The organism is Streptomyces sp. NPDC034103, from assembly GCF_055575395.1.
On the sequence record NZ_JBVISS010000003.1, the window covers coordinates 198,712 to 219,012 of the forward strand.

20 protein-coding genes are annotated in these 20,301 nt (G+C 72.1%); 7 read left to right on the plus strand and 13 right to left on the minus strand.

The window, feature by feature from the left end:
- The first annotated feature begins 7 nt into the window (after positions 1 to 7).
- Positions 8 to 760, plus strand: coding sequence for an SLATT domain-containing protein (locus ACZ56U_RS07065; protein WP_469083016.1), 753 nt, complete (start codon positions 8 to 10; stop codon positions 758 to 760).
- Between the two features lie 275 nt (positions 761 to 1,035).
- Here ACZ56U_RS07065 and ACZ56U_RS07070 read toward each other — a convergent pair whose 3' ends face one another.
- Both ACZ56U_RS07070 and ACZ56U_RS07075 read right to left on the minus strand, forming a co-directional pair.
- Complete coding sequence (locus tag ACZ56U_RS07070; protein WP_469083017.1) at positions 1,036 to 1,308, minus strand: hypothetical protein; 273 nt, start codon at positions 1,306 to 1,308, stop codon at positions 1,036 to 1,038.
- A gap of 107 nt (positions 1,309 to 1,415) precedes the next feature.
- The gene (locus ACZ56U_RS07075; RefSeq protein WP_469083018.1) at positions 1,416 to 3,389 is read right to left on the minus strand and encodes a serine/threonine-protein kinase; all 1,974 of its coding nucleotides are present in this window, start codon (positions 3,387 to 3,389) and stop codon (positions 1,416 to 1,418) included.
- Positions 3,390 to 3,644: 255 nt separating this feature from the next.
- Between ACZ56U_RS07075 and ACZ56U_RS07080 the strand changes: the two genes are divergently transcribed.
- From ACZ56U_RS07080 to ACZ56U_RS07090, 3 genes are all read left to right on the plus strand, one after another.
- On the plus strand, positions 3,645 to 5,000 hold the full coding sequence (locus ACZ56U_RS07080) for an aminotransferase class III-fold pyridoxal phosphate-dependent enzyme (RefSeq protein ID WP_469083019.1): 1,356 nt from the start codon (positions 3,645 to 3,647) through the stop codon (positions 4,998 to 5,000).
- Between the two features lie 130 nt (positions 5,001 to 5,130).
- Positions 5,131 to 5,847 carry a GntR family transcriptional regulator gene (locus ACZ56U_RS07085; protein WP_469083020.1) on the plus strand — a complete coding sequence of 239 codons (717 nt, stop codon included), beginning with the start codon at positions 5,131 to 5,133 and terminating at the stop codon, positions 5,845 to 5,847.
- Between the two features lie 137 nt (positions 5,848 to 5,984).
- Positions 5,985 to 6,635 carry a hypothetical protein gene (locus ACZ56U_RS07090; protein WP_469083021.1) on the plus strand — a complete coding sequence of 217 codons (651 nt, stop codon included), beginning with the start codon at positions 5,985 to 5,987 and terminating at the stop codon, positions 6,633 to 6,635.
- 3 nt (positions 6,636 to 6,638) lie between these two features.
- On the opposite strand, the gene ACZ56U_RS07095 is transcribed toward ACZ56U_RS07090, so the two are convergent.
- The 3 genes from ACZ56U_RS07095 to ACZ56U_RS07105 all read right to left on the minus strand — a co-directional run bounded on the left by ACZ56U_RS07095 (position 6,639) and on the right by ACZ56U_RS07105 (position 10,251).
- Positions 6,639 to 6,932 carry a hypothetical protein gene (locus tag ACZ56U_RS07095; RefSeq protein ID WP_469083022.1) on the minus strand — a complete coding sequence of 98 codons (294 nt, stop codon included), beginning with the start codon at positions 6,930 to 6,932 and terminating at the stop codon, positions 6,639 to 6,641.
- Between the two features lie 74 nt (positions 6,933 to 7,006).
- Positions 7,007 to 8,806, minus strand: coding sequence for a bifunctional metallophosphatase/5'-nucleotidase (locus ACZ56U_RS07100; protein WP_469083023.1), 1,800 nt, complete (start codon positions 8,804 to 8,806; stop codon positions 7,007 to 7,009).
- A gap of 161 nt (positions 8,807 to 8,967) precedes the next feature.
- On the minus strand, positions 8,968 to 10,251 hold the full coding sequence (locus ACZ56U_RS07105; protein WP_469083024.1) for an adenylosuccinate synthase: 1,284 nt from the start codon (positions 10,249 to 10,251) through the stop codon (positions 8,968 to 8,970).
- Positions 10,252 to 10,470: 219 nt separating this feature from the next.
- On the opposite strand from ACZ56U_RS07105, the gene ACZ56U_RS07110 reads away from it, so the two are divergent.
- The gene (locus ACZ56U_RS07110; RefSeq protein ID WP_469083025.1) at positions 10,471 to 11,325 is read left to right on the plus strand and encodes a diacylglycerol kinase; all 855 of its coding nucleotides are present in this window, start codon (positions 10,471 to 10,473) and stop codon (positions 11,323 to 11,325) included.
- Entirely contained in the window at positions 11,322 to 11,498 is a 177-nt protein-coding gene (locus ACZ56U_RS07115) for a hypothetical protein (protein WP_469083026.1), read from the plus strand. Before ACZ56U_RS07110 ends, ACZ56U_RS07115 begins: the two co-directional genes overlap by 4 nt.
- Before the next feature lie 36 nt (positions 11,499 to 11,534).
- Here the strand turns inward: ACZ56U_RS07115 and ACZ56U_RS07120 are convergent, their stop codons facing one another.
- The 5 genes from ACZ56U_RS07120 to ACZ56U_RS07140 form a co-directional block, all read right to left on the minus strand.
- Positions 11,535 to 12,737: a cytochrome P450 gene (locus ACZ56U_RS07120; RefSeq protein ID WP_469083027.1), complete on the minus strand. Its 1,203-nt coding sequence runs from the start codon at positions 12,735 to 12,737 to the stop codon at positions 11,535 to 11,537.
- 102 nt (positions 12,738 to 12,839) lie between these two features.
- Complete coding sequence (locus ACZ56U_RS07125) at positions 12,840 to 13,382, minus strand: hypothetical protein (protein WP_469083028.1); 543 nt, start codon at positions 13,380 to 13,382, stop codon at positions 12,840 to 12,842.
- A 246-nt stretch (positions 13,383 to 13,628) separates the two neighbouring features.
- Positions 13,629 to 14,303, minus strand: coding sequence for a response regulator (locus tag ACZ56U_RS07130; RefSeq protein WP_469083029.1), 675 nt, complete (start codon positions 14,301 to 14,303; stop codon positions 13,629 to 13,631).
- Complete coding sequence (locus tag ACZ56U_RS07135; RefSeq protein WP_469083030.1) at positions 14,300 to 15,655, minus strand: sensor histidine kinase; 1,356 nt, start codon at positions 15,653 to 15,655, stop codon at positions 14,300 to 14,302. The genes ACZ56U_RS07130 and ACZ56U_RS07135 overlap by 4 nt, the downstream gene beginning before the upstream one ends.
- A 191-nt stretch (positions 15,656 to 15,846) precedes the next feature.
- A complete protein-coding gene (locus ACZ56U_RS07140; protein ID WP_469083031.1) occupies positions 15,847 to 16,740 on the minus strand; it encodes an alpha/beta hydrolase in 894 nt (297 codons plus the stop codon).
- A 291-nt stretch (positions 16,741 to 17,031) separates the two neighbouring features.
- Here ACZ56U_RS07140 and ACZ56U_RS07145 point away from each other — a divergent pair, with 291 nt between their 5' ends.
- On the plus strand, positions 17,032 to 17,634 hold the full coding sequence (locus tag ACZ56U_RS07145; protein ID WP_469083032.1) for a TetR/AcrR family transcriptional regulator: 603 nt from the start codon (positions 17,032 to 17,034) through the stop codon (positions 17,632 to 17,634).
- A gap of 55 nt (positions 17,635 to 17,689) precedes the next feature.
- Here the strand turns inward: ACZ56U_RS07145 and kynU are convergent, their stop codons facing one another.
- From kynU to ACZ56U_RS07160, 3 genes are all read right to left on the minus strand, one after another.
- The gene (gene kynU, locus ACZ56U_RS07150) at positions 17,690 to 18,874 is read right to left on the minus strand and encodes a kynureninase (protein WP_469083033.1); all 1,185 of its coding nucleotides are present in this window, start codon (positions 18,872 to 18,874) and stop codon (positions 17,690 to 17,692) included.
- A complete protein-coding gene (locus ACZ56U_RS07155) occupies positions 18,867 to 19,706 on the minus strand; it encodes a tryptophan 2,3-dioxygenase family protein (RefSeq protein ID WP_469083034.1) in 840 nt (279 codons plus the stop codon). The genes kynU and ACZ56U_RS07155 overlap by 8 nt, the downstream gene beginning before the upstream one ends.
- 152 nt (positions 19,707 to 19,858) lie before the next feature.
- Positions 19,859 to 20,272, minus strand: a complete 414-nt coding sequence (locus ACZ56U_RS07160) for a DUF3151 domain-containing protein (RefSeq protein ID WP_469083035.1) — start codon at positions 20,270 to 20,272, stop codon at positions 19,859 to 19,861.
- Positions 20,273 to 20,301 lie beyond the last annotated feature (29 nt).

Genomic DNA, 20,301 nt, shown 5'->3' on the forward strand with positions numbered 1-20,301 from the left:
GTGCCGGGTGGGTCAGCCGGAGATGCAGCCCGAGGATCCTCCTCAGGACGGGCGGAGCGGGGAGGCGGTCGGGCCGCGGCCGGGCGACCTGACGGGGCGGACCTTCCCCCTCGGGGACTGGGGCGAGCCCGCCCTCCGTCTCGACGAGCTGTACCGGTGGGTGGAGCGCGGGGCGCTCGACACCGCCGCCTGGTACCTCACGGACCGGGTGTGGAAGCGGCGGGGCGCGCGGGCGCTGCGCACCGGTGCCGCGGTGGGTGCCGTCGCCGGGGCCTCGCTGCCCCTGCTGGACCTCACCGGGGTGGTCGGCGGGGGCGCCCCCTGGGGATACCTGGCGCTGCTCCTCGCCGTCGCCTGCGTGGCCGTGGACCGGTTCTTCGGGGTGACGTCCGGCTGGATAAGGGACGTGGCCACCGCACAGGCCGTGCAGCGGCGCCTCCAGGTCCTTCAGTTCGACTGGGCCTCGGAGAGCGTGCGGGAGGTGCTGGGGCCGACCGAGGGGACCGCAGGGGAGGCCGCCGAGCGGTGCCTCGCGGTGCTGCGGCGGTTCTCCGAGGACGTGACCGAGCTGGTGCGGGTGGAGACCACGGACTGGATGGTGGAGTTCCGTACGGGGTCGGCGCCGCTGGGGATCCAGGCGGCGGTGGCGGGCGGATCGCGGGCGGACGGCAACGTGGTGCAGGGGCGGTTCCCCTTGCCGCCCGGGGCGGGGGGTGCGCGGCCGAACATGCCGCGGCAGCGGCCGCCTGAGGCGCGGTGACCTGCGGTGCTTGGACGGGGGGCGCCGTGGGGGTGCGGGTGGCGGCGTGTGGGTGCGGGTGCGTTGTGGTTGAGCGCGCAGTTCCCCGCGCCCCTGAGGGGGGTGCGGTAGCGGGTTGCCTGCGGGAGCGTTGTGGCTGGGCGCGCAGTTCCCCGCGCCCCTGAGGGGGGTGCGGTAGCGGGTTGCCTGCGGGAGCGTTGTGGCTGGGCGCGCAGTTCCCCGCGCCCCTGGGGGGTGCGGGTGTGGTTCCCCACGGCCCTGGGGGGTCCAGTTCGCTACGTCAGGAACGCCAGTTCCCGGGCCACCAGTACGTCCACCACCGCGCACCATTCCGCGAAGGTCCGGGCCACCGTCCCCCTCAGTCCGGCCAGCCCTCCCCTGCCGTGCGGAGCGCCCCGCACCGCGCCCCACAGCAGTACCGCCAGGGCCAGGGCGGCCATCGCGCCGGCCGGGGGGACCAGGTCCAGGGCCTGGAGGCCGAGGACCAGCACGAGGCCGCCGCCGAGGACCGGCCAGGTCACCCTCGGGGTGCCGATCTGGTGGATCACGACGTAGAGCAGCGGCAGGAGCGGGAGGGCTCGGCGCCTCCACGCGGCCGCCCATCACGCCTGGCAGCAGGGCTGGATCTAGGAGTGCCGGGACAGGGGACTTCGGGTCACTGCTTCGTGTAAGTCAGCTTCTCCCCGTTGCCGGTGTTCACCCGCTCCAGGGTGCCGTCGGGCAGCAGGGTGACCTCGCTGGCCGCGCCCGGGGTGCAGGAGGAGGCGGGCTCGCCGACCGTCACCGTGGACGGGCCGATCTCCAACGGGCCGTCGGCGTCCGGCTTATCGACGAGGTCCGCCTCGAACACGCAGTGGTAGTCAGGGCCATCGGCGACGAGGGAGAGCACCGTGTCGCCCACCTCGCCCTGCTGGATGGTGAGTTGACGGGTGTGCGAGCCCTCGGCGTTGTTGATCGTGCCGGTCCAGGTGCCGAGGTAACCGGCCGGGATGCCGCCGTCCTCCGGCGCGCTCGTCGTGGGCGTAGGCGCCGGGGTGGTCTCGTCGGTGGACGGGCCCGGCGTCGTCGACGCGGTCGAGGTGGGTGTGGGCGTCGGCGTGGCCTTGTCGTCGTCGCCCCCGCTCATCAGGGCGTACACCGAGCCGCCCGCACCGAGCGCGACGACCAGCGCGACGACGATCAGGGCCGCGGTGGAGCGGCCGTTGCGGCGCGGGGGCTCCGGGGGCGGGAGGTAGCCCGGGACGGGGCCGTAGGGCGGGGTGCCGGTCCCGCCGTAGTACGGCGCGGGGGCGCCGGGGTGGGAGGGGTGGCCGTACGCCGGGGTCTGCGGCTGCTGGGGGTGCGGCGGGTAGGCGTACGCCGGGGTCTGCGGCTGCTGCGGATGCTGCTGGGGGTGGCCGTACGCGGGGTGGGAGGGCGGAGGTGTCCGCGGAGCGCCCACGGGCGGGGGCGGCGGCGTGGGGGTGCCGTGTCCCGTACCGGCGACCAGGGTGGGCAGGTGGTTCACGGGCGCCCCAGGGACCGGCGGCCGGCCAGGAGAGGGCGGGGTGCCCTCGGCGGCCGCGGGCGCGTGCTCGGGAGGGGCCTCACCGGAACCGGAGGCGGAGGCGGAGGCGGAGGAACCGGGTGCGGAACCCGAACCGGGCCCGTCCCCGGGCGCGCCTTTCGGTCCGCCCGATGCCCCCGGTCCGCCGGTTCCCCCCGGCCCCTCCGGGTCCTCGGTGTCCAGCAACTGCACCGCGTGCCGCCCGAGTTGCGCGACCAGGGCGCTCGGCAGCCAGGGATCCCGCGAACGCCCGTCGGCCACCGTGTCCTCGGCCCCCGTCCGCTCCAGGACCTCGTCCAGCGTCGGCCGTCTCGCCGGGTCCTTCTTCAGGCAGTCCCGGACCAGCTCGGCGATGCCCTCCGGCACGCCCTCCAGATCGGGTTCCTCCTGGGCGATGCGGAACATCAGGGCGTGGACGCCACTGCCCCCGGCACCGAAGGGGAGCCGTCCGGTGGCGGCGTACGCGAGGACCGAGCCGAGGCAGAAGACGTCGCAGGCCGGGGTGATCCGGTCACCCCGGACCTGTTCGGGCGCCATGAACCCGGGCGACCCGACGAGGGCGCCGGTGCGGGTGAGCCCGCCGTCGGTCACCGTCTCCAGCGCGCGTGCGATACCGAAGTCGATGACCCGGGGCCCGTCGATGGTGACCAGGACGTTGGAGGGCTTGAGGTCCCGGTGCACGATCCCGGCGGCGTGGATGTCCTTCAGCGCGTGCGCGAGCCCGGCGGCGAGGATCCGCACCGACCGCTCGGGCAGCGCCCCGTGGTCGTGCCCGACGACCTGCTGGAGGCTGGGTCCGGCCACGTACCCGGTGGCCACCCACGGCACGGGCGCCTCGGTGTCGGCGTCGAGGACCGGCGCGGTCCAGTACCCGCCGACCTGCCGGGCGGCCTGCACCTCCTGCCGGAAGCGGCCCCGGAACTCCTCCTGCGCGGCCAGTTCCTCGCGCACCAGCTTGACCGCGACGGTACGGCCCCGGTCCGACCGGGCGAGATACACCTGCCCCATCCCACCGGCCCCGAGCCGCGCCAGCAGCCGGTACGCCCCGATCCGCTGCGCGTCGCCGGCCCCGAGCTTCTCCATCGCAAGGCCCTCCCCCGAAAGTCCCCGTGTGCACCCCCTGTGCAACAGCCCACGATAGTGCCGCCCCACCGGGTGGTGAGCGGACCGGCGTCGACGGTTCCGTAACGGAGCGGTCCGGAGCGGTCACACCGGGCCGCGGCCGGGCGGTGCCCGCTGCCGCCCCCGCGCCCACGCGACAACCTGTCGCGGAAACCCCGCGTCCACAGACAGGACGCCGATACCGCTTCCGTATCGCGGACATTTACGCTCGGGCGCATGACCCCTCAGCCCAACCCCGAGGTCGGCGCCGCCGTGAAGGCCGCGGACCGTGCGCATGTGTTCCACTCCTGGTCCGCGCAGGAGCTCATCGACCCGCTCGCCGTCGCCGGTGCGGAGGGGTCGTACTTCTGGGACTACGACGGCAAGCGGTACCTGGACTTCACCTCCGGCCTCGTCTACACCAACATCGGCTACCAGCACCCGAAGGTCGTCGCCGCGATCCAGGAGCAGGCAGCGACCCTGTCCACGTTCGCGCCCGCCTTCGCGATCGAGGCCCGCTCGGAGGCGGCCCGGCTGATCGCCGAGCGGACGCCGGGCGACCTGGACAAGATCTTCTTCACCAACGGCGGCGCCGACGCGGTGGAGCACGCGGTGCGCATGGCGCGGCTGCACACCGGCCGGGCCAAGGTGCTCTCCGCCTACCGCTCGTACCACGGCGGCACCCAGCAGGCGATCAACCTCACCGGTGACCCGCGCCGCTGGGCCTCCGACGGTGCCGCCGCGGGCGTGGTGCACTTCTGGGCGCCGTACCTGTACCGCTCCCGCTTCTACGCCCAGACCGAGGAGCAGGAGTGCGCCCGGGCGCTGGAGCACCTGGAGACGACGATCGCCTTCGAGGGACCGGCCACCGTCGCCGCGATCATCCTGGAGACCATCCCCGGCACCGCCGGGATCATGATCCCGCCGCCGGGCTACCTCGCCGGGGTGCGCGAGATCTGCGACAAGTACGGGATCGTCTTCATCCTCGACGAGGTCATGGCCGGGTTCGGACGGACCGGTGAGTGGTTCGCGGCCGACCTGTTCGACGTCACGCCCGACCTGATGACCTTCGCCAAGGGCGTCAACAGCGGATACGTGCCGCTCGGCGGGGTCGCCATCTCCGCCGAGATCGCGGCGACCTTCGGCAAGCGCCCCTACCCCGGCGGTCTGACGTACTCGGGGCACCCGCTGGCCTGCGCCGCCGCCGTCGCCACGATCAACGTGATGACGCAGGAGGGCATCGTCGAGAACGCCGCACGTCTCGGCGCCGAGGTCGTCGAGCCCGCGCTGCGCGAGCTGGCGGAGCGGCACCCGTCGGTCGGCGAGGTGCGCGGTGTCGGCATGTTCTGGGCGCTCGACCTGGTGAAGGACAAGGAGACCCGCGAGCCGCTGGTGCCGTACAACGCGGCCGGTGAGGCGAACGCCCCGATGGCCGCGTTCGGCGCCGCCGCCAAGAAGCACGGCATCTGGCCGTTCATCAACATGAACCGCACCCATGTCGTGCCGCCGTGCAACGTCAGCGAGGCCGAGCTGAAGGAAGGCCTGGCGGCACTGGACGCGGCGCTCTCCGTGGCGGACGAGCACACGCGGTAGCCGCGGCGTCCCGGTGACGGACGCTACGCGGGAAAACGCGGGAAACCCGAACGCGTAAGGTGGCGTGCCCGTAGAGATACGTGTACGTGTACGAGCACGCCACCCGACCGCCCCAGGGAGAGGCCCGACGATGCCCGGCAGCAGCGGCAACGGCGCCGTGACGCGCAGCACCCTGCGGCAGCAGATCGCCGACGCGCTCCGCGACGAGGTGCTCGCGGGGCGCCTCCAGCCGGGTCAGGAGTTCACGGTCAAGGAGATCGCCGAGCAGTACGGCGTCTCCGCGACCCCGGTGCGCGAGGCGCTCGTCGACCTCTCCGCCCAGGGGCTCCTGGAGGCGGACCAGCACCGCGGTTTCCGGGTCCACGAGTACTCCCTGGACGACTACCGCGGCATCATCGAGGCTCGCAGCCTCGTCATCGACGGCATGTTCCACGCGCTGGACGGCGGTCACCGGGGGTTCATCCACGACCCCGACAACTCCCGCGTCCTCGCCGCCCTGACCGGGGTGCGGCGCCGGGGCGAGGAGGCGCAGCGGGCCGCCCTCGCCGGTGACGTCACCGTGCTGATCGGCTACGACCTGCGCTTCTGGCGCGAGTTGAGCAGCGTGTTCGGCAACCCCTACCTCGCCGACTTCCTGCACCGGCTGCGCGTGCAGTCCTGGGTGTGCGCGGTGCAGCATCTGCGCCGGCTGACCGAGCTGCGGGGCGAGCTGTGGGCCGAGCACACCGCGCTGGTGGACGCGCTGGTGCATCGGGACACCGCGGCGGCGCGGGAGGTCGTCGCCGCGTACAACGCGCACTCGCTCGCGGTGGTCGAACGCTTGGCCGGACGTCAGCACCCGTCCTGAGTCGCCGGACGTAGGCGGCCCCGGTGTGGGTAGGGGACCTTCAGCAGCCGACGCCGCCCCGGGGGAAGCCATGGCACGCCGGACCGACTACGCTTCCCTGACCGCTTCGCTACACCGTGCTATGCGAGGAGCCCTTCTTGGCCTGTGACCTGTGGCTGGTACCGCTCGTCGACGTGTTGTGCCACACGCCCGACAATCCGTTCGCCGAGGAACTCGCGCAATACAACAAGGTGCTCGCCGAGGCCGGGTTGCCACCGGTGCCGGTGTACCAGTACATGCCGGGCCTGTCCGGCGAGGTCGCCCCCGTGGCGGGCTTCGACTACGACGCGCTGCACTTCCTGCGCCGCGCCTATCTCCTTCAGGTGTGCGGCCTGCCGGTCACCCCCGTGGACGAACTGGGCGGGGACTACGAGCAGTTGCTGGAGATGTTCGAGGCCACGGCCCAGCAGTCGCACCTGGTCTGGCACTACGACCACGCCGGCGCCTACGTCCCGGTGGACTTCCCGCACCCGCTGGCCAACGACGAACTCCTGGCGAGCGGCGGCCCCTTGGGCTCCGCGCAGTCGCTGCTGCGGGAGCTGGAGCTGGTGGCCCCCGCGATCGGCCTCGATCCGGCCAACCCGCCGGCGGCCCCCCAGCCGCCCGCGGGTCCGACGGAACTGGAGGAGCCGGCCGTCCCCGCGCCCTACGACCCGAGCCCCTTCGCCCGGGAGCGGCACGTCTGGCTGGGCCTGCACGCGGCGGCGACCCGGAGCCTGGCACAGGGCTCGATGATCGTCTTCAGCTGAGGGTCAGCGCCCCAGCTGGGAGAGGCCCTTCTGCACGTCCTCGTAGTTCATCACCGGGGTATAGCTGATCTTCGCACCCAGGTTCATGAAGAACGGCTCGCTGATCACCGGCATCTGCGAGCTGTCCTGCATGTCGAAGAACAGGAAGGCGGTCCGCTGACCGTTGTCGGTGGTGAAATAGGCCGCCTCGGGCTTGATCTGCTCCAGCGAGCTCTCGATCAGCTTCGGCAGCGTGCCGTTGCCGATGGCCTCGTTCGCCTTCTCCGTGTCCATGGACACCTTGAGCAGCACGCGCATCGCACTCACCTTCTTCCGTCGGTGGATACGCGGATGTCCCTATCGTATGCCCGGTATGCACCCTTATGCCCGCCCTACGAAGGGAACACGGCCGTCCCGCCCTGCGTCAGCCGCCAGTTGGTGACCGCGAAGTCCGCCGGGTCCAGGGCACCCTTGGCCGTCACATAGTCGATCATCAGCTGGCGGATCTCGTTCGTCGAGCTGTAGGCGATGTCCGCGGTGGCGATGTGCGGATACCCCGAACCGCCGTTGGCCCGGTAGTTGTTGACGGCGACGACGAAGACCTGGTCGTCGGAGACCGCCTGACCGCCGTAGGTCAGGTTCCTGATCCGGGAGCCCTCGGCGGCCGCGATGTCGATGTCGTACGAGACGCCCGCGGCGGTGTCGTACATGTAGTCCCAGAAGTTGTTGGCGTTGGTGAGGGTCGCGGTGTCCACGGCCGTGCCCGACGGCACCTGGTGGTAGTACTTCGCGGCGTACTCCAGGTAGTCCCTGAGCTGGGCGCCCGTGAGCTTCTTGCCGTACAGGGTGTTGTCGTAGATGTAGAGCCCGGCGATGTCCTTGATGGTGACGCTGCCCGCGGGGATGTCGGCGGTGCGGGAGAAGGGCGCGGCGACCGAGATCAGCGGGAGCGCCGCGTCGGACGCCGACAGGCCGGCCTTCACCGTGTCCATCTGGACCTGGTGGATGAAGTCCATGATCGGGACGTCCTTCCAGCAGGACTCGGCGGCCGAGAGGTCCTCGGTGCAGGTGCCCACGGCGGTGTTGACGTACTTCACCACCAGCTCGTGGTCGGCCTCCAGGAGCTTCCTGATCTCCGGGTCCTCGTCCACGGACCTGGGGTCGAGGGTGTGCGCGGTCTTCTTGGTGACCTTCCAGCGGCCGTGCTCCAGCTCGACCTCGAAGTCGAAGACGCTCAGCCGGTAGCCCCAGCAGTACGGCTCCGACAGCAGCACCTCGTCGCCGGTCTCGGCGTTCTTCACGGTGTACGAGGGCACCTCGACGTGGGTGTGGCCGACCAGGATCGCGTCGATGCCCGGGACCTGCTCGGCGACGAGGTTGGAGGCGTTCTCGACGTACGGGAGCGCGTCGCCGTAGGACGTCGACCCGTCGAGACCCGAGTGGTCGGTCAGGAAGACCACGTCACAGCCGAGCGCCCGCAGCCGCGGCACGTACTTCCTCGCCTGCTCGACCAGTCCGGGGAAGACCATCTTCCCGCCGACGTTGTCCTTGTCCCACAGCGCGATGCCCGGGTTGGTGAGGCCGAGGATGCCGACCTTGATGTCGGGGGCGCCCGGCACACAGATCCGCTTCACGGTGTACGGCGCGAAGGCGGGCTTCAGGGTCTTGGCGTCCAGCGCGTTGGCGCCGAGCAGCGGGAAGCGGCACTGGCTCTCGAACCTGCGCAGGGTCTCGATGCCGTAGTTGAACTCGTGGTTGCCGAGGGCGGCGGCGTCGTAGCGCATGTGGTTCATGGCGACGGCCATCGGGTGCTTGACGCCGTTGCCGGTGATGGGCTGCACGCGCGCGAAGTAGTACGCGAGCGAGGTGCCCTGGATGATGTCGCCGGCGTCGACCAGCAGCACCCGCTCCTCGCCCTTGGTCTCGCGCTGCTGCTTGATGAGCGTGGCGACGCGCGCGACGCCGACGGAGTTGCCCTTGGCGTCACTGTAGGCCGCGTCCTTGTAATAGTCCCAGTCGAAGACATGGCTGTGCAGGTCGGTGGTGCCGAGGACGGAGAACGACCAGGTCCTGGGCTTGCGTTCGGCGGCCTGGGCGGGCGTCGCGGCGACGGCCCCCGCCGCGGCCACGGCCACACCGGTGACAGCCGACTTCTGCACGAACTCGCGGCGGTTCATGGGACTGACGGGCATACGGGGCTCCTGGGACGGGAGAGGGAGGAGGGATGCGACTACCCGCGTAGATAGTTGCGTTCCTCCTCTTCCGGACGGAACCAGGAACAGGCCATGGGCCGGTCAAGGAACTCCCTGACCGGCCCATGGATGCCGCGTCCGCTCGACCCGGGGTCGAGACCCTAGATGAACGAGTTGATCTCGATCGTCTCGTCCCGGCCCGGGCCCACGCCGATCGCGGAGATCGGGGCGCCGGACATCTCCTCGAGCGCCTTGACGTACGCCTGGGCGTTCTTGGGCAGGTCGGAGAAGGACTTCGCCTTGGTGATGTCCTCGGACCAGCCGGGGAGGGTCTCGTAGACCGGCTTCGCGTGGTGGAAGTCGGTCTGGGAGTACGGGAGCTCCTCGACGCGCTTGCCGTCGATCTCGTACGCGACGCAGACCGGGATCTCTTCCCAGCCGGTGAGGACGTCGAGCTTGGTGAGGAAGAAGTCGGTCAGGCCGTTCACGCGGGTCGCGTAGCGGGCGATGACCGCGTCGAACCAGCCGCAGCGGCGGTCGCGGCCGGTGGTGACACCCCGCTCGCCGCCGATCCTGCGCAGCGCCTCGCCGTCCTCGTCGAAGAGCTCCGTCGGGAACGGGCCCGAGCCGACACGGGTCGTGTACGCCTTCAGGATGCCGATGACCCGGCTGATCTTCGTCGGGCCGACACCGGCACCCGTGCAGGCGCCGCCCGCGGTCGGGTTCGACGACGTCACGAAGGGATACGTGCCGTGGTCGATGTCCAGCAGCGTGCCCTGGCCGCCCTCGAAGAGCACGACCTTGTCGTCCTCCAGGGCCTGGTTGAGGACCAGGACCGTGTCGGCGACGTACGGCTTCAGCCGGTCCGCGTAGGACAGCAGCTCCTCCACCACCTGGCCGACCTCGATGGCGCGGCGGTTGAAGACCTTGGTCAGGAGCTGGTTCTTGCCGTCGAGGGCCGCCTCCACCTTCTGGGTCAGGATCGACTCGTCGTAGAGGTCCTGGATGCGGATGCCGACGCGGTTGATCTTGTCCGCGTAGGTCGGGCCGATCCCGCGCCCCGTGGTCCCGATCTTCCGCTTGCCGAGGAAGCGTTCCGTCACCTTGTCGACGGTCACGTTGTACGGGGTGATGATGTGGGCGTTACCGCTGATCAGGAGCTTGGACGTGTCGACGCCTCGCTCGTTCAGCCCGTTCAGCTCGGAGAACAGGACCGACGGGTCGATGACGACACCGTTGCCGATCACCGGAGTGCACTCCGGGGTCAGGATTCCGGAAGGGAGCAGGTGGAGGGCGTACTTCTGATCGCCCACGACTACCGTGTGGCCGGCGTTGTTGCCGCCCTGGTAGCGCACCACATAGTCAACGGATCCGCCAAGCAGGTCCGTCGCCTTTCCCTTGCCTTCGTCACCCCACTGAGCACCGAGCAGCACAAGTGCGGGCACGCGCGTACACCCCTTCCGGGCGGGGCATGTCCAGGGTCGGGGGCGTACGCGACACGGCCTTGTGCCTCGTACCCCGGCGACCTGCTTCGGCCACCGTTCGGCCGTCGTCGGCCGCGAACCGTCGGACCCGGATGCCCCGGAATAGACGAAGCCCCTGGCGCAATAGCGCAAGGGGCTCTTGCACAAAGATGCTACCCGAGGAAGCGAGGCAGGACCGAGGTGGCGACTTCAGCGTCTTCCGATCAGCTGTTGGTGGTCGTCGATCCGGTCGCCCGCAGGACGGACGGAGAGTCCGTCCGCATCGCGAAAGACGTGCTCAGCGCGGGTGCGGCGGGCACGAAGGTGTGTCTGCCCGAGAGCCCGGAGGAGTTCGCCCGCGCACTGGCCCGGCGCGGCTCACGGCGGCCGGTGGTCGTCGGCGACGACCGCGCGCTGCTGCGGGCGGTGTCCGTGCTGCACCGGCGACGGGAGCTGGCCGGATGTGTGCTGTCGGTCGTGCCGGTGGGCGGTGTGCTCACCGTCGCCCGGTCGCTCGGCGTGCCCATGGGCGCGGTGGCGGCGGCGCGGGCGGTCCTCGACGGCGCGGAGCGGCGGCTCGACCTGCTCGTGGACGACAGCGACGGCGTGGTGCTGGGCGCGCTGCGCATCCCCTCCCTCACCGCGCGCGAGGAGGAGCCGGCGGGGCAGGAGGGCGCGGGCCGGCCCTGGCTGCGGACCTGCCAGTCCCTCGTACGGACCCTGGTGCCGTCGCGGCCGCTGCGGACCGCCCATCCCGCGCCCGCGACCGGTCCCGCACGGCTGCGGGTCGAGGTGGACGGCGAGATCCTCGTCGACCTCGACCAGCCCCTGGAGGCGGTGTCCGTGACCCCGCGGGGCGCCGGGACGGTGGCGGTGGAGGTCCGGCCGCTGTCGGTCGGCGCCGAGGCCTCACCGCTGCTGGCCCACGGGCGGCGGGTGACGGTGTCCGGCGCGGACTTCCGCTACCGGGCGGACACGGGCGTGTGGGGACCGGTACGCAGGCGCACGTGGACGGTGTGGGAGGAGGCCCTGGGACTGACCCTGCCCGCGTCGTGAGCGGGGGTCTCCCGGCCGCTGCCGGAGCCGGTGAGCGCCTCGTACCACGGGTCGCCGTGCACCCGGTACCGCTCGCGGCGAAGGCCCCGCCCGTGGCGGTGCTGACCGGGCTCGCCGTGGTGCTGGTGGCCGGTGGTCTGGCGGGGCTGCGGCGCCGTGACGAGACGCCGTGACGTCGTGCCCCGGCCGGTGGTGGGGGCCGGGGCGCCTCAGACCGTGACGTCGAGCCCCTCCAGGCCCCTGATCACGAAGTTCGGCTTGCGCTCCGGGTCCTTGGCGAGGGCCAGGGTGGGGGCGCGGTCCAGCAGGGCCGTCATGGACGCGGCCAGCTCGATACGGGCGAGCGGGGCGCCGATGCAGTAGTGGATGCCGGCGCTGAAGGAGATGTGCGGGTTCTCCTTCCGGGCGAGGTCGAGCCGCTCGGGGTGGGCGAAGACCGCGGGGTCGTGGTTGGCGGAACCGAAGAGCAGGGCGATCTCGGCGCCGCGCGGGATCGTGGTCCCGTCGATCTCGATGTCGTCCAGCACCCAGCGTTCGAAGAGCTGGAGCGGGGTGTCGTAGCGCATGAGCTCTTCGACCGCCGCCGGGACCAGGGTGTGGTCCGCGCGGAGGGCCGCGAGCTGGTCGGGGTTGCGGAACAGGGCGTACCAGCCGTTGACGGTGGCGTTGACCGTGGCCTCGTGTCCCGCGTTGAGGAGCAGGACGCAGGTCGAGATCATCTCCTGCTCGGTGAGCCGGTCGCCCTCGTCGTGGGCGGCGATGAGCCCGGAGACGAGGTCGTCCCCGGGGCTCTCGCGCCGCTCGGCGATCAGCTCCCGCAGATACCCGGAGAACTCCACGGAGGCCTTCACCGCCCTCGCGGCCACCTCCTCCGGCGGATTCAGCTCGTACATCCCGCAGATGTCCGCCGACCAGGGCCGCAGCGGGGCCCGGTCCGCCTCCGGGATGCCCAGCATCTCGGCGATGACGGCGACGGGGAGCGGCTCGGCGACCTCGGTGAGCAGGTCGCCGCCGCCCCGGTGGACGAGCCCGTCCACCAGCTCACCGGCCAGCCGGGCCACGTACGGCTTGAGTTGCTCGACGGTACGCGGGGTGAACGCCTTCGACACCAGCCGCCGGATCCTGGTGTGGTCCGGCGGCTCCAGGTCGAGCATCCCGTGGTCGTTGAGCGTGTGGAACGGCTCGTGCTCGGCGGGGGGCGCGCTGCGCCCGAAGTCCTCGTGCCGGAACCGGTGCTGGTACGTCCGCCCCAACCGCCGGTCCCGCAGCAACGCGGACACATCGGCATGGTGCGACACGAGCCACTGGTCCGTCGGCTCGAAGTACGCCACGCGCCCCTTGGCGCGCAGCTCGGCGTACGAGGGGTACGGATCGGCGACGAACTCCGGGTCCCACGGGTCAAAGGCAGCCATGACCGGACGCTAGCCCGACGACCACCCGTCTGACCAGGGGTGACTCAGGGGAGTGCGGACCGCGTCGGTGAGCTGCGGGCGCCTCCCCCCCGGCCGGCCGGGTCAGACGACCGGGGACGCGGTGAACTGGTAGGTGCGGTCGCCCTTGCCGTCGTTCGCCCAGTTGAGGTGGAGTTCGCCGTCGCCCAGGCCCTTGCTGGAGCCGATCCGGTAGCTGAGGGTGGGGGTGGTGTAGGAGCCGTTGTAGTTGCCGGTGGAGTCGCTGTTCTCCAGCTTGGCCTCGATGCCGCCGTAGTTGGCGGACTTCTTGACCGGGTCGGTGCCGGACTGCGACTTCTTGATCTGCAGCTTGAAGTAGGCGTCCTCGAACTTCGCGGTGTCGTCGGCGTAGGCGTAGACCGGCCCGTCCCAACTGACCTTGGCGTAGCTGTAGACGGTGGAGCCGGAGCGCTTGGCGCACACCGTGACGGTGACGTCCCAGTTGTCGGCCCACGGGCCCGAGTACGACGGGTCGTCGATCGACTTGGAGCTGCTGGTGCAGTGGTAGCTCGCGGCGGCCGCCGGGCCGGCCGTCGCGACGGTGGCACCGCCGGCGAGGGCGGCGACGACGATCGCGGTGGAGGCGGAGCGCGTGAACGTGCGCATGCTGTGTCCTTCGCTGAGCAGGAGATGTCGGACTTCAGCAGGGTCGTGGTGGGGGGTGCCTTCGAGGACGAGGCAGGACAACCGCTTTACGAACAACCGTTCGCTTCCCGTGCTGTGATCCCGATCCAACCAACGCCCGCCAACAGGCCGCCAACCGATCGCGCCCTCGCACTCACCGTTCGCCAACCTCCGCCGATCCCCCACGTCCTCCCCACTCCCCGCCCCCCGGCCCTCCCCCTCTCCTCCCTATCCCGGCGTCACCAGCCGCGCCTCGTACGCGAACACCGCCGCCTGGGTCCGGTCCCGCAGCCCCAGCTTCACCAGGACCCTGCTGACATGGGTCTTGATGGTCGACTCGGCCACCACGAGCCGCTCGGCGATCTCCGCGTTCGACAGCCCGTGCGCGATCAGGACCAGCACCTCCGTCTCCCGCTCGGTCAGTTCGCCGTACGCCGCGTGCGCGGAGGACATCAGGCGCGGGGAGTCGGAGAGCTTCGAGAACTCGTTGATCAGGCGCCTGGTGACGGAGGGCGCCAGCAGGGCCTCGCCGGAGGCCACCACCCGTACCCCGTCGGCGAGTTGCCGGGCCGAGGCGTCCTTCAGCAGGAAGCCCGAGGCGCCCGCGCGCAGCGCCTGGTAGACGTACTCGTCCAGGTCGAACGTCGTCAGCACCAGCACCTTCGCGGTACCGTCCGCGACGACGATCTCCCGCGTCGCCTCGATGCCGTTCAGCTCGGGCATCCGGATGTCCATCAGGACGACGTCCGGGGCGAGTTCACGGACCCGGTCGACCGCCTCGCGGCCGTTGACGGCCTCCCCGACGACCTCGATGTCCGGCATCGCGTTGAGCAGGACGGAGAAGCCCTCGCGCACCATCATCTGGTCGTCCGCGATCAGCACGCGGATGGTGCCCGGCGTCATGCCTCACCGTCGCTCACCAGGGCGACCGGCAGGAACACCGCCACCTCGTAACCCCCGTCGTCGGTCCGGCCCGCCGTCATCTCGCCGTTCAGCATCGACACCCGCTCCCGCATCCCCGTGATGCCGTGCCCGGCGCCGGGCGAGGGCTTCAGCAGGGCCATGGCGGGCGGCGGGTCGTTGACCACGCGCAGCCCCAGGCCGCCCAGCACGTATCCGATCTCCACCCGGGCACTCGCGCCCGGCGCGTGCCGCAGCGTGTTGCTCAGCGCCTCCTGCACGATCCGGTACGCCGACAGCTCGACCCCGGGCGGCAGTTCGCGCACCGCTCCGGTCACCGTCTTCGTCACGCTCAGACCGGTGTCCCGCACATTGGCGAGCAGCGCGTCCAGGTCGGCGAGGGTGGGCTGCGGGGCGTCGGGGGCCTCGTAGTCCTCGGCGCGGACCACGCCCAGCACCCGGCGCAGTTCGGTGAGGGCCGCGACCGCGTTCTCCCGGATCGTCACGAAGGCCCGCTCCAGCTCCGGCGGCGGGTTCTCCACCCGGTAGGGGGCCGCCTCGGCCTGGATCGCCACGACCGACATGTGGTGGGCGACCACGTCGTGCAGTTCGCGGGCGATGGTGGTGCGCTCCTCCAGCAGGGTGCGCTTGGAGCGCTCCTGGAGCGTCACCGTCTGCTGGGCGGTCACCTGCCGCTCGGCGCTGCGCCGGATGTGCCACACCGTGACGACGAGGAGGAGCAGCGCGGAGATGACCAGCACGGGCCCGGTGTTGGTGGAGTAGTGGCCCCCGCCGAAGAAGGTCTCGGCGACGAAGCCGTAGAGCGCCGTCAGCAGCCACATCCATGCCGCGGTGCGCGGCCGGGTGCGTATCGCCACGACCGTCATCACCGTCACATGGGAGATGAAACTGCCGGGCAGCCAGGGCCAGTTGCTCCAGGACGAGCCCAGGACGGCGACGGCGAACGTCGAGGCGAGGGAGAGCCAGAAGGCGCCGCCCGGCCGGAGCATCGTCAGCAGGACCGGGACCAGTGCCAGGAACCCGCACAGCAATTGCGTCCCCTCGCCCTGGCCGTCCGCCCAGGCGGCGAGCATGGCCATCAGGCCGATGCCGGTCACCACCGCGTGCGGGGTCCAGGCCGCGTACTCCCGCAGCCGGCCGGAGAGCGGGCGGGTGAGCGGGCCGTCCGTGCGCATCCGGGGCAGCGGCCGGTACTCGAAGGCGTCGTGGATCAGGTCCTGGCGCAGCCCGCGCAGGGCCTCCAGGGCGGCCCGCACCTCCGGGCTGCGCGGCTTGTACGCGTCGTAGCCTCCGCCGTGCGGGGCTGCTGTCTGCGTCTCGGTCGTCTCGGTCACATACAGAACGGTAGGCGGAGGCGGCGGCCCGGGTCGTCCCCAGCGAGAGGGGTCCTTCGGCGTCCCTCTCAGGTACTACGGGCCGTCGTCGTCGTCCGCCAGGTACTACGGGCCCGTGTCGTCCGCGACCCGCCGGGGCCCGCCACCGGCGGGAGGAGGCACCGCGGTCCGCGGCCCCGCGAGGCCGCCTCTCACCACGCCAGCTGTGCGATCTCCTCCGCCACCACCGCGCACGCGTCCGCCGCCGGATCGATCAGCGGGAAGTGACCGACGTCCTCCAGCAACGTCAGCCCCACCACCTCCCCCGCCTTCGCCGCCGCGTCCGCGTAGGCCTCGGCGACCGCCTCCGGCACATCCACGTCGGCGCGCCCCTGGACGAGGGTCGTGGCGATGCCCGTGGGCAGCAGCAGCGCGGGGTCGGCGTACGGCCGCCGGTCCTCGAAGTGCGCCTGACCGCCGAGGAGTTGCAGCGCCGCACCCTGGCACACGTCCAGCTTGCCCGCGGCCTCGAAGTCCGCGATGGGGGCCAGCGCCACCACGCCGCGCAGCGGCGCGGGCCGGTCGGTGCGCCACGGCGCGTCCGCGGGCAGCAGGTGCCGGGCCGCGGCCCACAGGGCCAGGTGCCCGCCCGCCGAGTGCCCGGTGACCACCGTGCGCCGGGGGTCGGCCTGCGGCAGACACTCCCGTACGAGATCGGGCAGCGCGTCCAGCGCCGCGGCGACGTCGTCGAAGGTGTCCGGCCACCGCCCCGCGACCTGCCCCGCGCCGGCCCCGCCACCCGGCCCGCCCTGCCCCGGCAGCAGCGCACCCCGCCGGTACTCCACGTTGGCCACCGCGAACCCGCGTCGGGCCAGGAAGTCCGCGAACGGCGTGATGTGCCGCCGGTCGTAGGGGGCCCGCCACGCGCCCCCGTGCAGGACGACGACGAGGGGCGCGAGGGGGACCTCGCCGCGGGGGGCGTAGAAGTCGATCACCTGGTCGGGGTGGTCCCCGTACGCCGCGCTGACGTCGGGGTCGACGGGCGGGTGGGAGAAGGCCAACTCCTCCTCGGCGGCGGCCCGGGCTGCGGCGGCGTCGTCCGGCATGCTCCAACCTCTCAGCGATGAAACGGATTTGGACGAGACAGAGGCGGCGGACCTGGAGAGAGTTCGGCCGTTGGCGGGGACGGTATCAGGCCGGTGACGTGCGCGGACACGGGGATGTCACGCTCGGTGAGGGTTAAACGGTTCTGCTGTTTCGTTACGCTGGTCCTGCTCGTACCCGACAGCCGACCCGTCCCCCGCGGACGACATCCGGCACGTCCCGTGCGACAGACCCGCCCGGCCCGCACACCCGCCCCACGACCATCCCGTACGACCACGCCATGGAGGCCGCCCATGCCCCCCGAACCCGGCACCCTCCGCCCCGGAGGCCGCACCGCGCGGGTGCGCGCGGCCGTGCTGCGGGCGGCCGGTGACGTCCTCGCGGAGCGGGGTTTCGCGCATCTCGACCTCGCCGACGTGGCCCGCCGGGCGGAGGTCGGCAAGACGACCGTGTACCGGCGCTGGGGCTCGGTCACCGCCCTGGTCGCCGATCTGCTCGCCGACATGGCCGAGCAGTCCCTGCCGCGCGAGGAGACCGGCTCGGTGCTCGGCGACCTGACGGCCAACGCCCGGCTGGTGCAGCGCACCCTCGCCGACCCCCGCCAAGGCGCCCTGTTCCGCGCGGTCATCGCGGCGGCCACCTGCGACGACCGTACGGCCGACGCGCTGCGCCGCTTCTACGACGTCCGGGTCGCCGAGTGGGCCCCGTGCGTCCGACAGGGCGTCGCGCGGGGCGAGTTGCCGCCCGGCACCGACGCCAGGGACGTCGTGCGAGCGGTCTCGGCGCCCCTCTACTACGCGCTCCTCACCACCGGCACACCCCCGGGCCCCGAGGCCGCCGACCGCGCGGCGCGGGCCGCGTTCGCGGCCGCCTCGGCAGGCGCCTACGTCACCTGACGCACCCGCGGGGGCATGGCCGAACCCGGCCCCGCCCCCGCTCCCGTGACCCGCGTCAGACGACGACCTCGCCCAGCACCCGGGCCGCCCGCTCCACGTCCGCGAACCCGACGTACAGCGGGGTGAAGCCGAACCGCAGCACGTCCGGACGGCGGAAGTCACCGACCACCCCGCGCTCGATCAGCTGCCTCATCACGTCCCCGGCGTCCTCGCAGCGCAGCGCCACCTGGCTGCCGCGTTCCGCGTGCGCGACCGGCGTCAGCGACTCCACCCGCCCCTCGGGCACGTACGCGGCGACACACTCCAGGAAGAAGTCCGTCAGCGCCAGGGACTTGGCCCGCACGGCCTCGACGGAGACGCCCTCCCAGACCTCCAGGGCCGCCTCCAGCGCCAGCATGGACAGGATGTCCGGCGTACCGACCCGCCCGCGCAGCGCCCCCGCCGCCGCCTCGTACCCGGGCCGCATCCCGAAGGGCTCCGCGTGGGAGTTCCAGCCGGGCAGCGGGGAGTCGAAGCGGTCCTGGAGACCGGCGCGCACATAGAGGTACGCCGGTGAACCGGGGCCGCCGTTCAGGTACTTGTAGGTGCAGCCGACCGCGAGGTCGACGCCGTGCTCGTCCAGCCCGACCGGCAGCGCGCCCGCGCTGTGGCACAGGTCCCAGACCGCGACCGCGCCGGCGGCCCGCACCGCGGCGGTCAGTCCGGGCAGGTCGTGCAACCGGCCCGTGCGGTAGTCGACATGGTTCAACAGGACGGCCGCCGTCCGCCCGCCCAGCACCTCCGGCACCTCGGCCGGGGGCACCGGACGCAGCGTGCAGCCGGTCATCCGGGCCGCCGACTCGGCGATGTACCCGTCCGTGGGGAAGGTGGTCGCGTCGACCACGATCTCGTCCCGGCCCTCGCCCGCCATCCGGACCGCCGCGACAAGTGCCTTGAAGACGTTGACACTTGTCGAGTCGCCCACGACGATCTGCCCGGCCGCCGCCCCCACCAGCGGGGCGATCCGGTCACCGATCCGCTCGGGCGCCGTCCACCAGCCGCTCTCGTCCCAGGACCGGATGCGCAACTCGCCCCACTGCCGCCGTACGACGTCCTCGACCCGGCCGGGGACGGCGACCGGCAGCGCGCCCAGCGAGTTGCCGTCCAGATAGACGCCCTCGTCGAGCACGAACTTCTCGCGCAGGGCCACCAGTTGATCCCCGGCATCCAACTCGCTTGCCTTGAAGGCCAGTTCAGACATGGGACCGTGCCGTCCACAGCTCGGGGAACACGTTCTTCTGCGCGCGCTTCTCCAGCCACGCCACCCCGGCCGAACCGCCGGTGCCCGCCTTGGCGCCCATCGCGCGCCGGGTGGCCACCAGATGGTCGTTGCGCCAGCGCCACACCAGCTCGGCGACGTCCGTCAGCGCCTCGCCCAGCCGGGCGACCTCGTCGAAGGGGTCACCGGCGTAGACGGCCGTCCAGGCCGCCTCCACCTCGGGCGACGGCTCGTAGCGCCGCGCCACGTCACGGCTGAGCACCGCCCGCGGGATCGCGTGCCCGCGCCGCGCCAGCAGCCGCAGCACCTCGTCGTACAGGCTCGGCTCGTGCAGCGCCTTCTCCAGCTCCGCGTGCACCCGGGGCGCGCCCCGGTGCGGGACGAGCATGGAGGCGGACTTGTCGCCCAGCAGGAACTCCAGGCGGCGGTACATCGCCGACTGGAACCCGGAGCCCTCGCCGAGGGCGGACCGGTAGGAGTTGAACTGGGCCGGGGTGAGCTGTCCGAGCGGCTTCCAGGAGGCGTTCAGCGCCTCCAGCTCGCGTACGGAACGTTTCAGCGCGTCGATCGCGACCGGCACGTCGTCGGAGCGCAGCGCCCGCGCCGCGGTCTCCCACTCATGGACGATGACGGTGAACCACAGCTCCATGACCTGGGTCGTGACCAGGAAGACCATCTCTCCGGGATCGTCGGAGAGGGTGTGCTGGAGATGGGTGAGCACGTCCGCCTTGACGTAGTCCTCGTACGGCGTGGTGCCTTCGAAGTCGAGATGCGGGGTCTCTGGCTCCTGGATCTCATGAGCCTCGTGGGACATCGCTGTCTCCTGTGGTGTATCCCGGGTAGCGGTCCGCCCCTGCCGTTACCGACACGGGGGCCCCGGTCCCCACCCGAATCCTCGACGGTCACCCCCGGAAAGTGCAAGGCCCGACCGGATCACACGGCCGGGCCCGCACCACGGCGCGACGCCTAGCCCAGCGTCTGGGCCGCCGCCGGCGAGGAGTCCTTCAGGAACTGCGAGCAGCGCTCGTACTCCTCCTGCTCGCCGATCGCCCCGGCGGCGCGGGCGAGGGCGTGCAGGGCGCGCAGGAAGCCTCGGTTCGGCTCGTGCTCCCACGGCACCGGGCCGTGGCCCTTCCAGCCGCTGCGGCGCAGCGAGTCCAGACCGCGGTGGTAGCCCGTACGGGCGTAGGCGTACGACTCCACGACGCTGCCCCGGTCGAAGGCCTCGTCGGCCAGCTGGGCCCAGGCCAGCGAGGACGTCGGGTACTTCGCGGCGACATCGGCGGGCGCGGTGCCGCCGGCCAGCAGCTCACGCGGCTCCGGGTCGTCGGGGAGGTGGGTCGGGGGCGGTCCCCCGAGGAGGTTCTCGTGAATCGACATGGGTCAAGTCTCCTCCATGCCCGCACCGG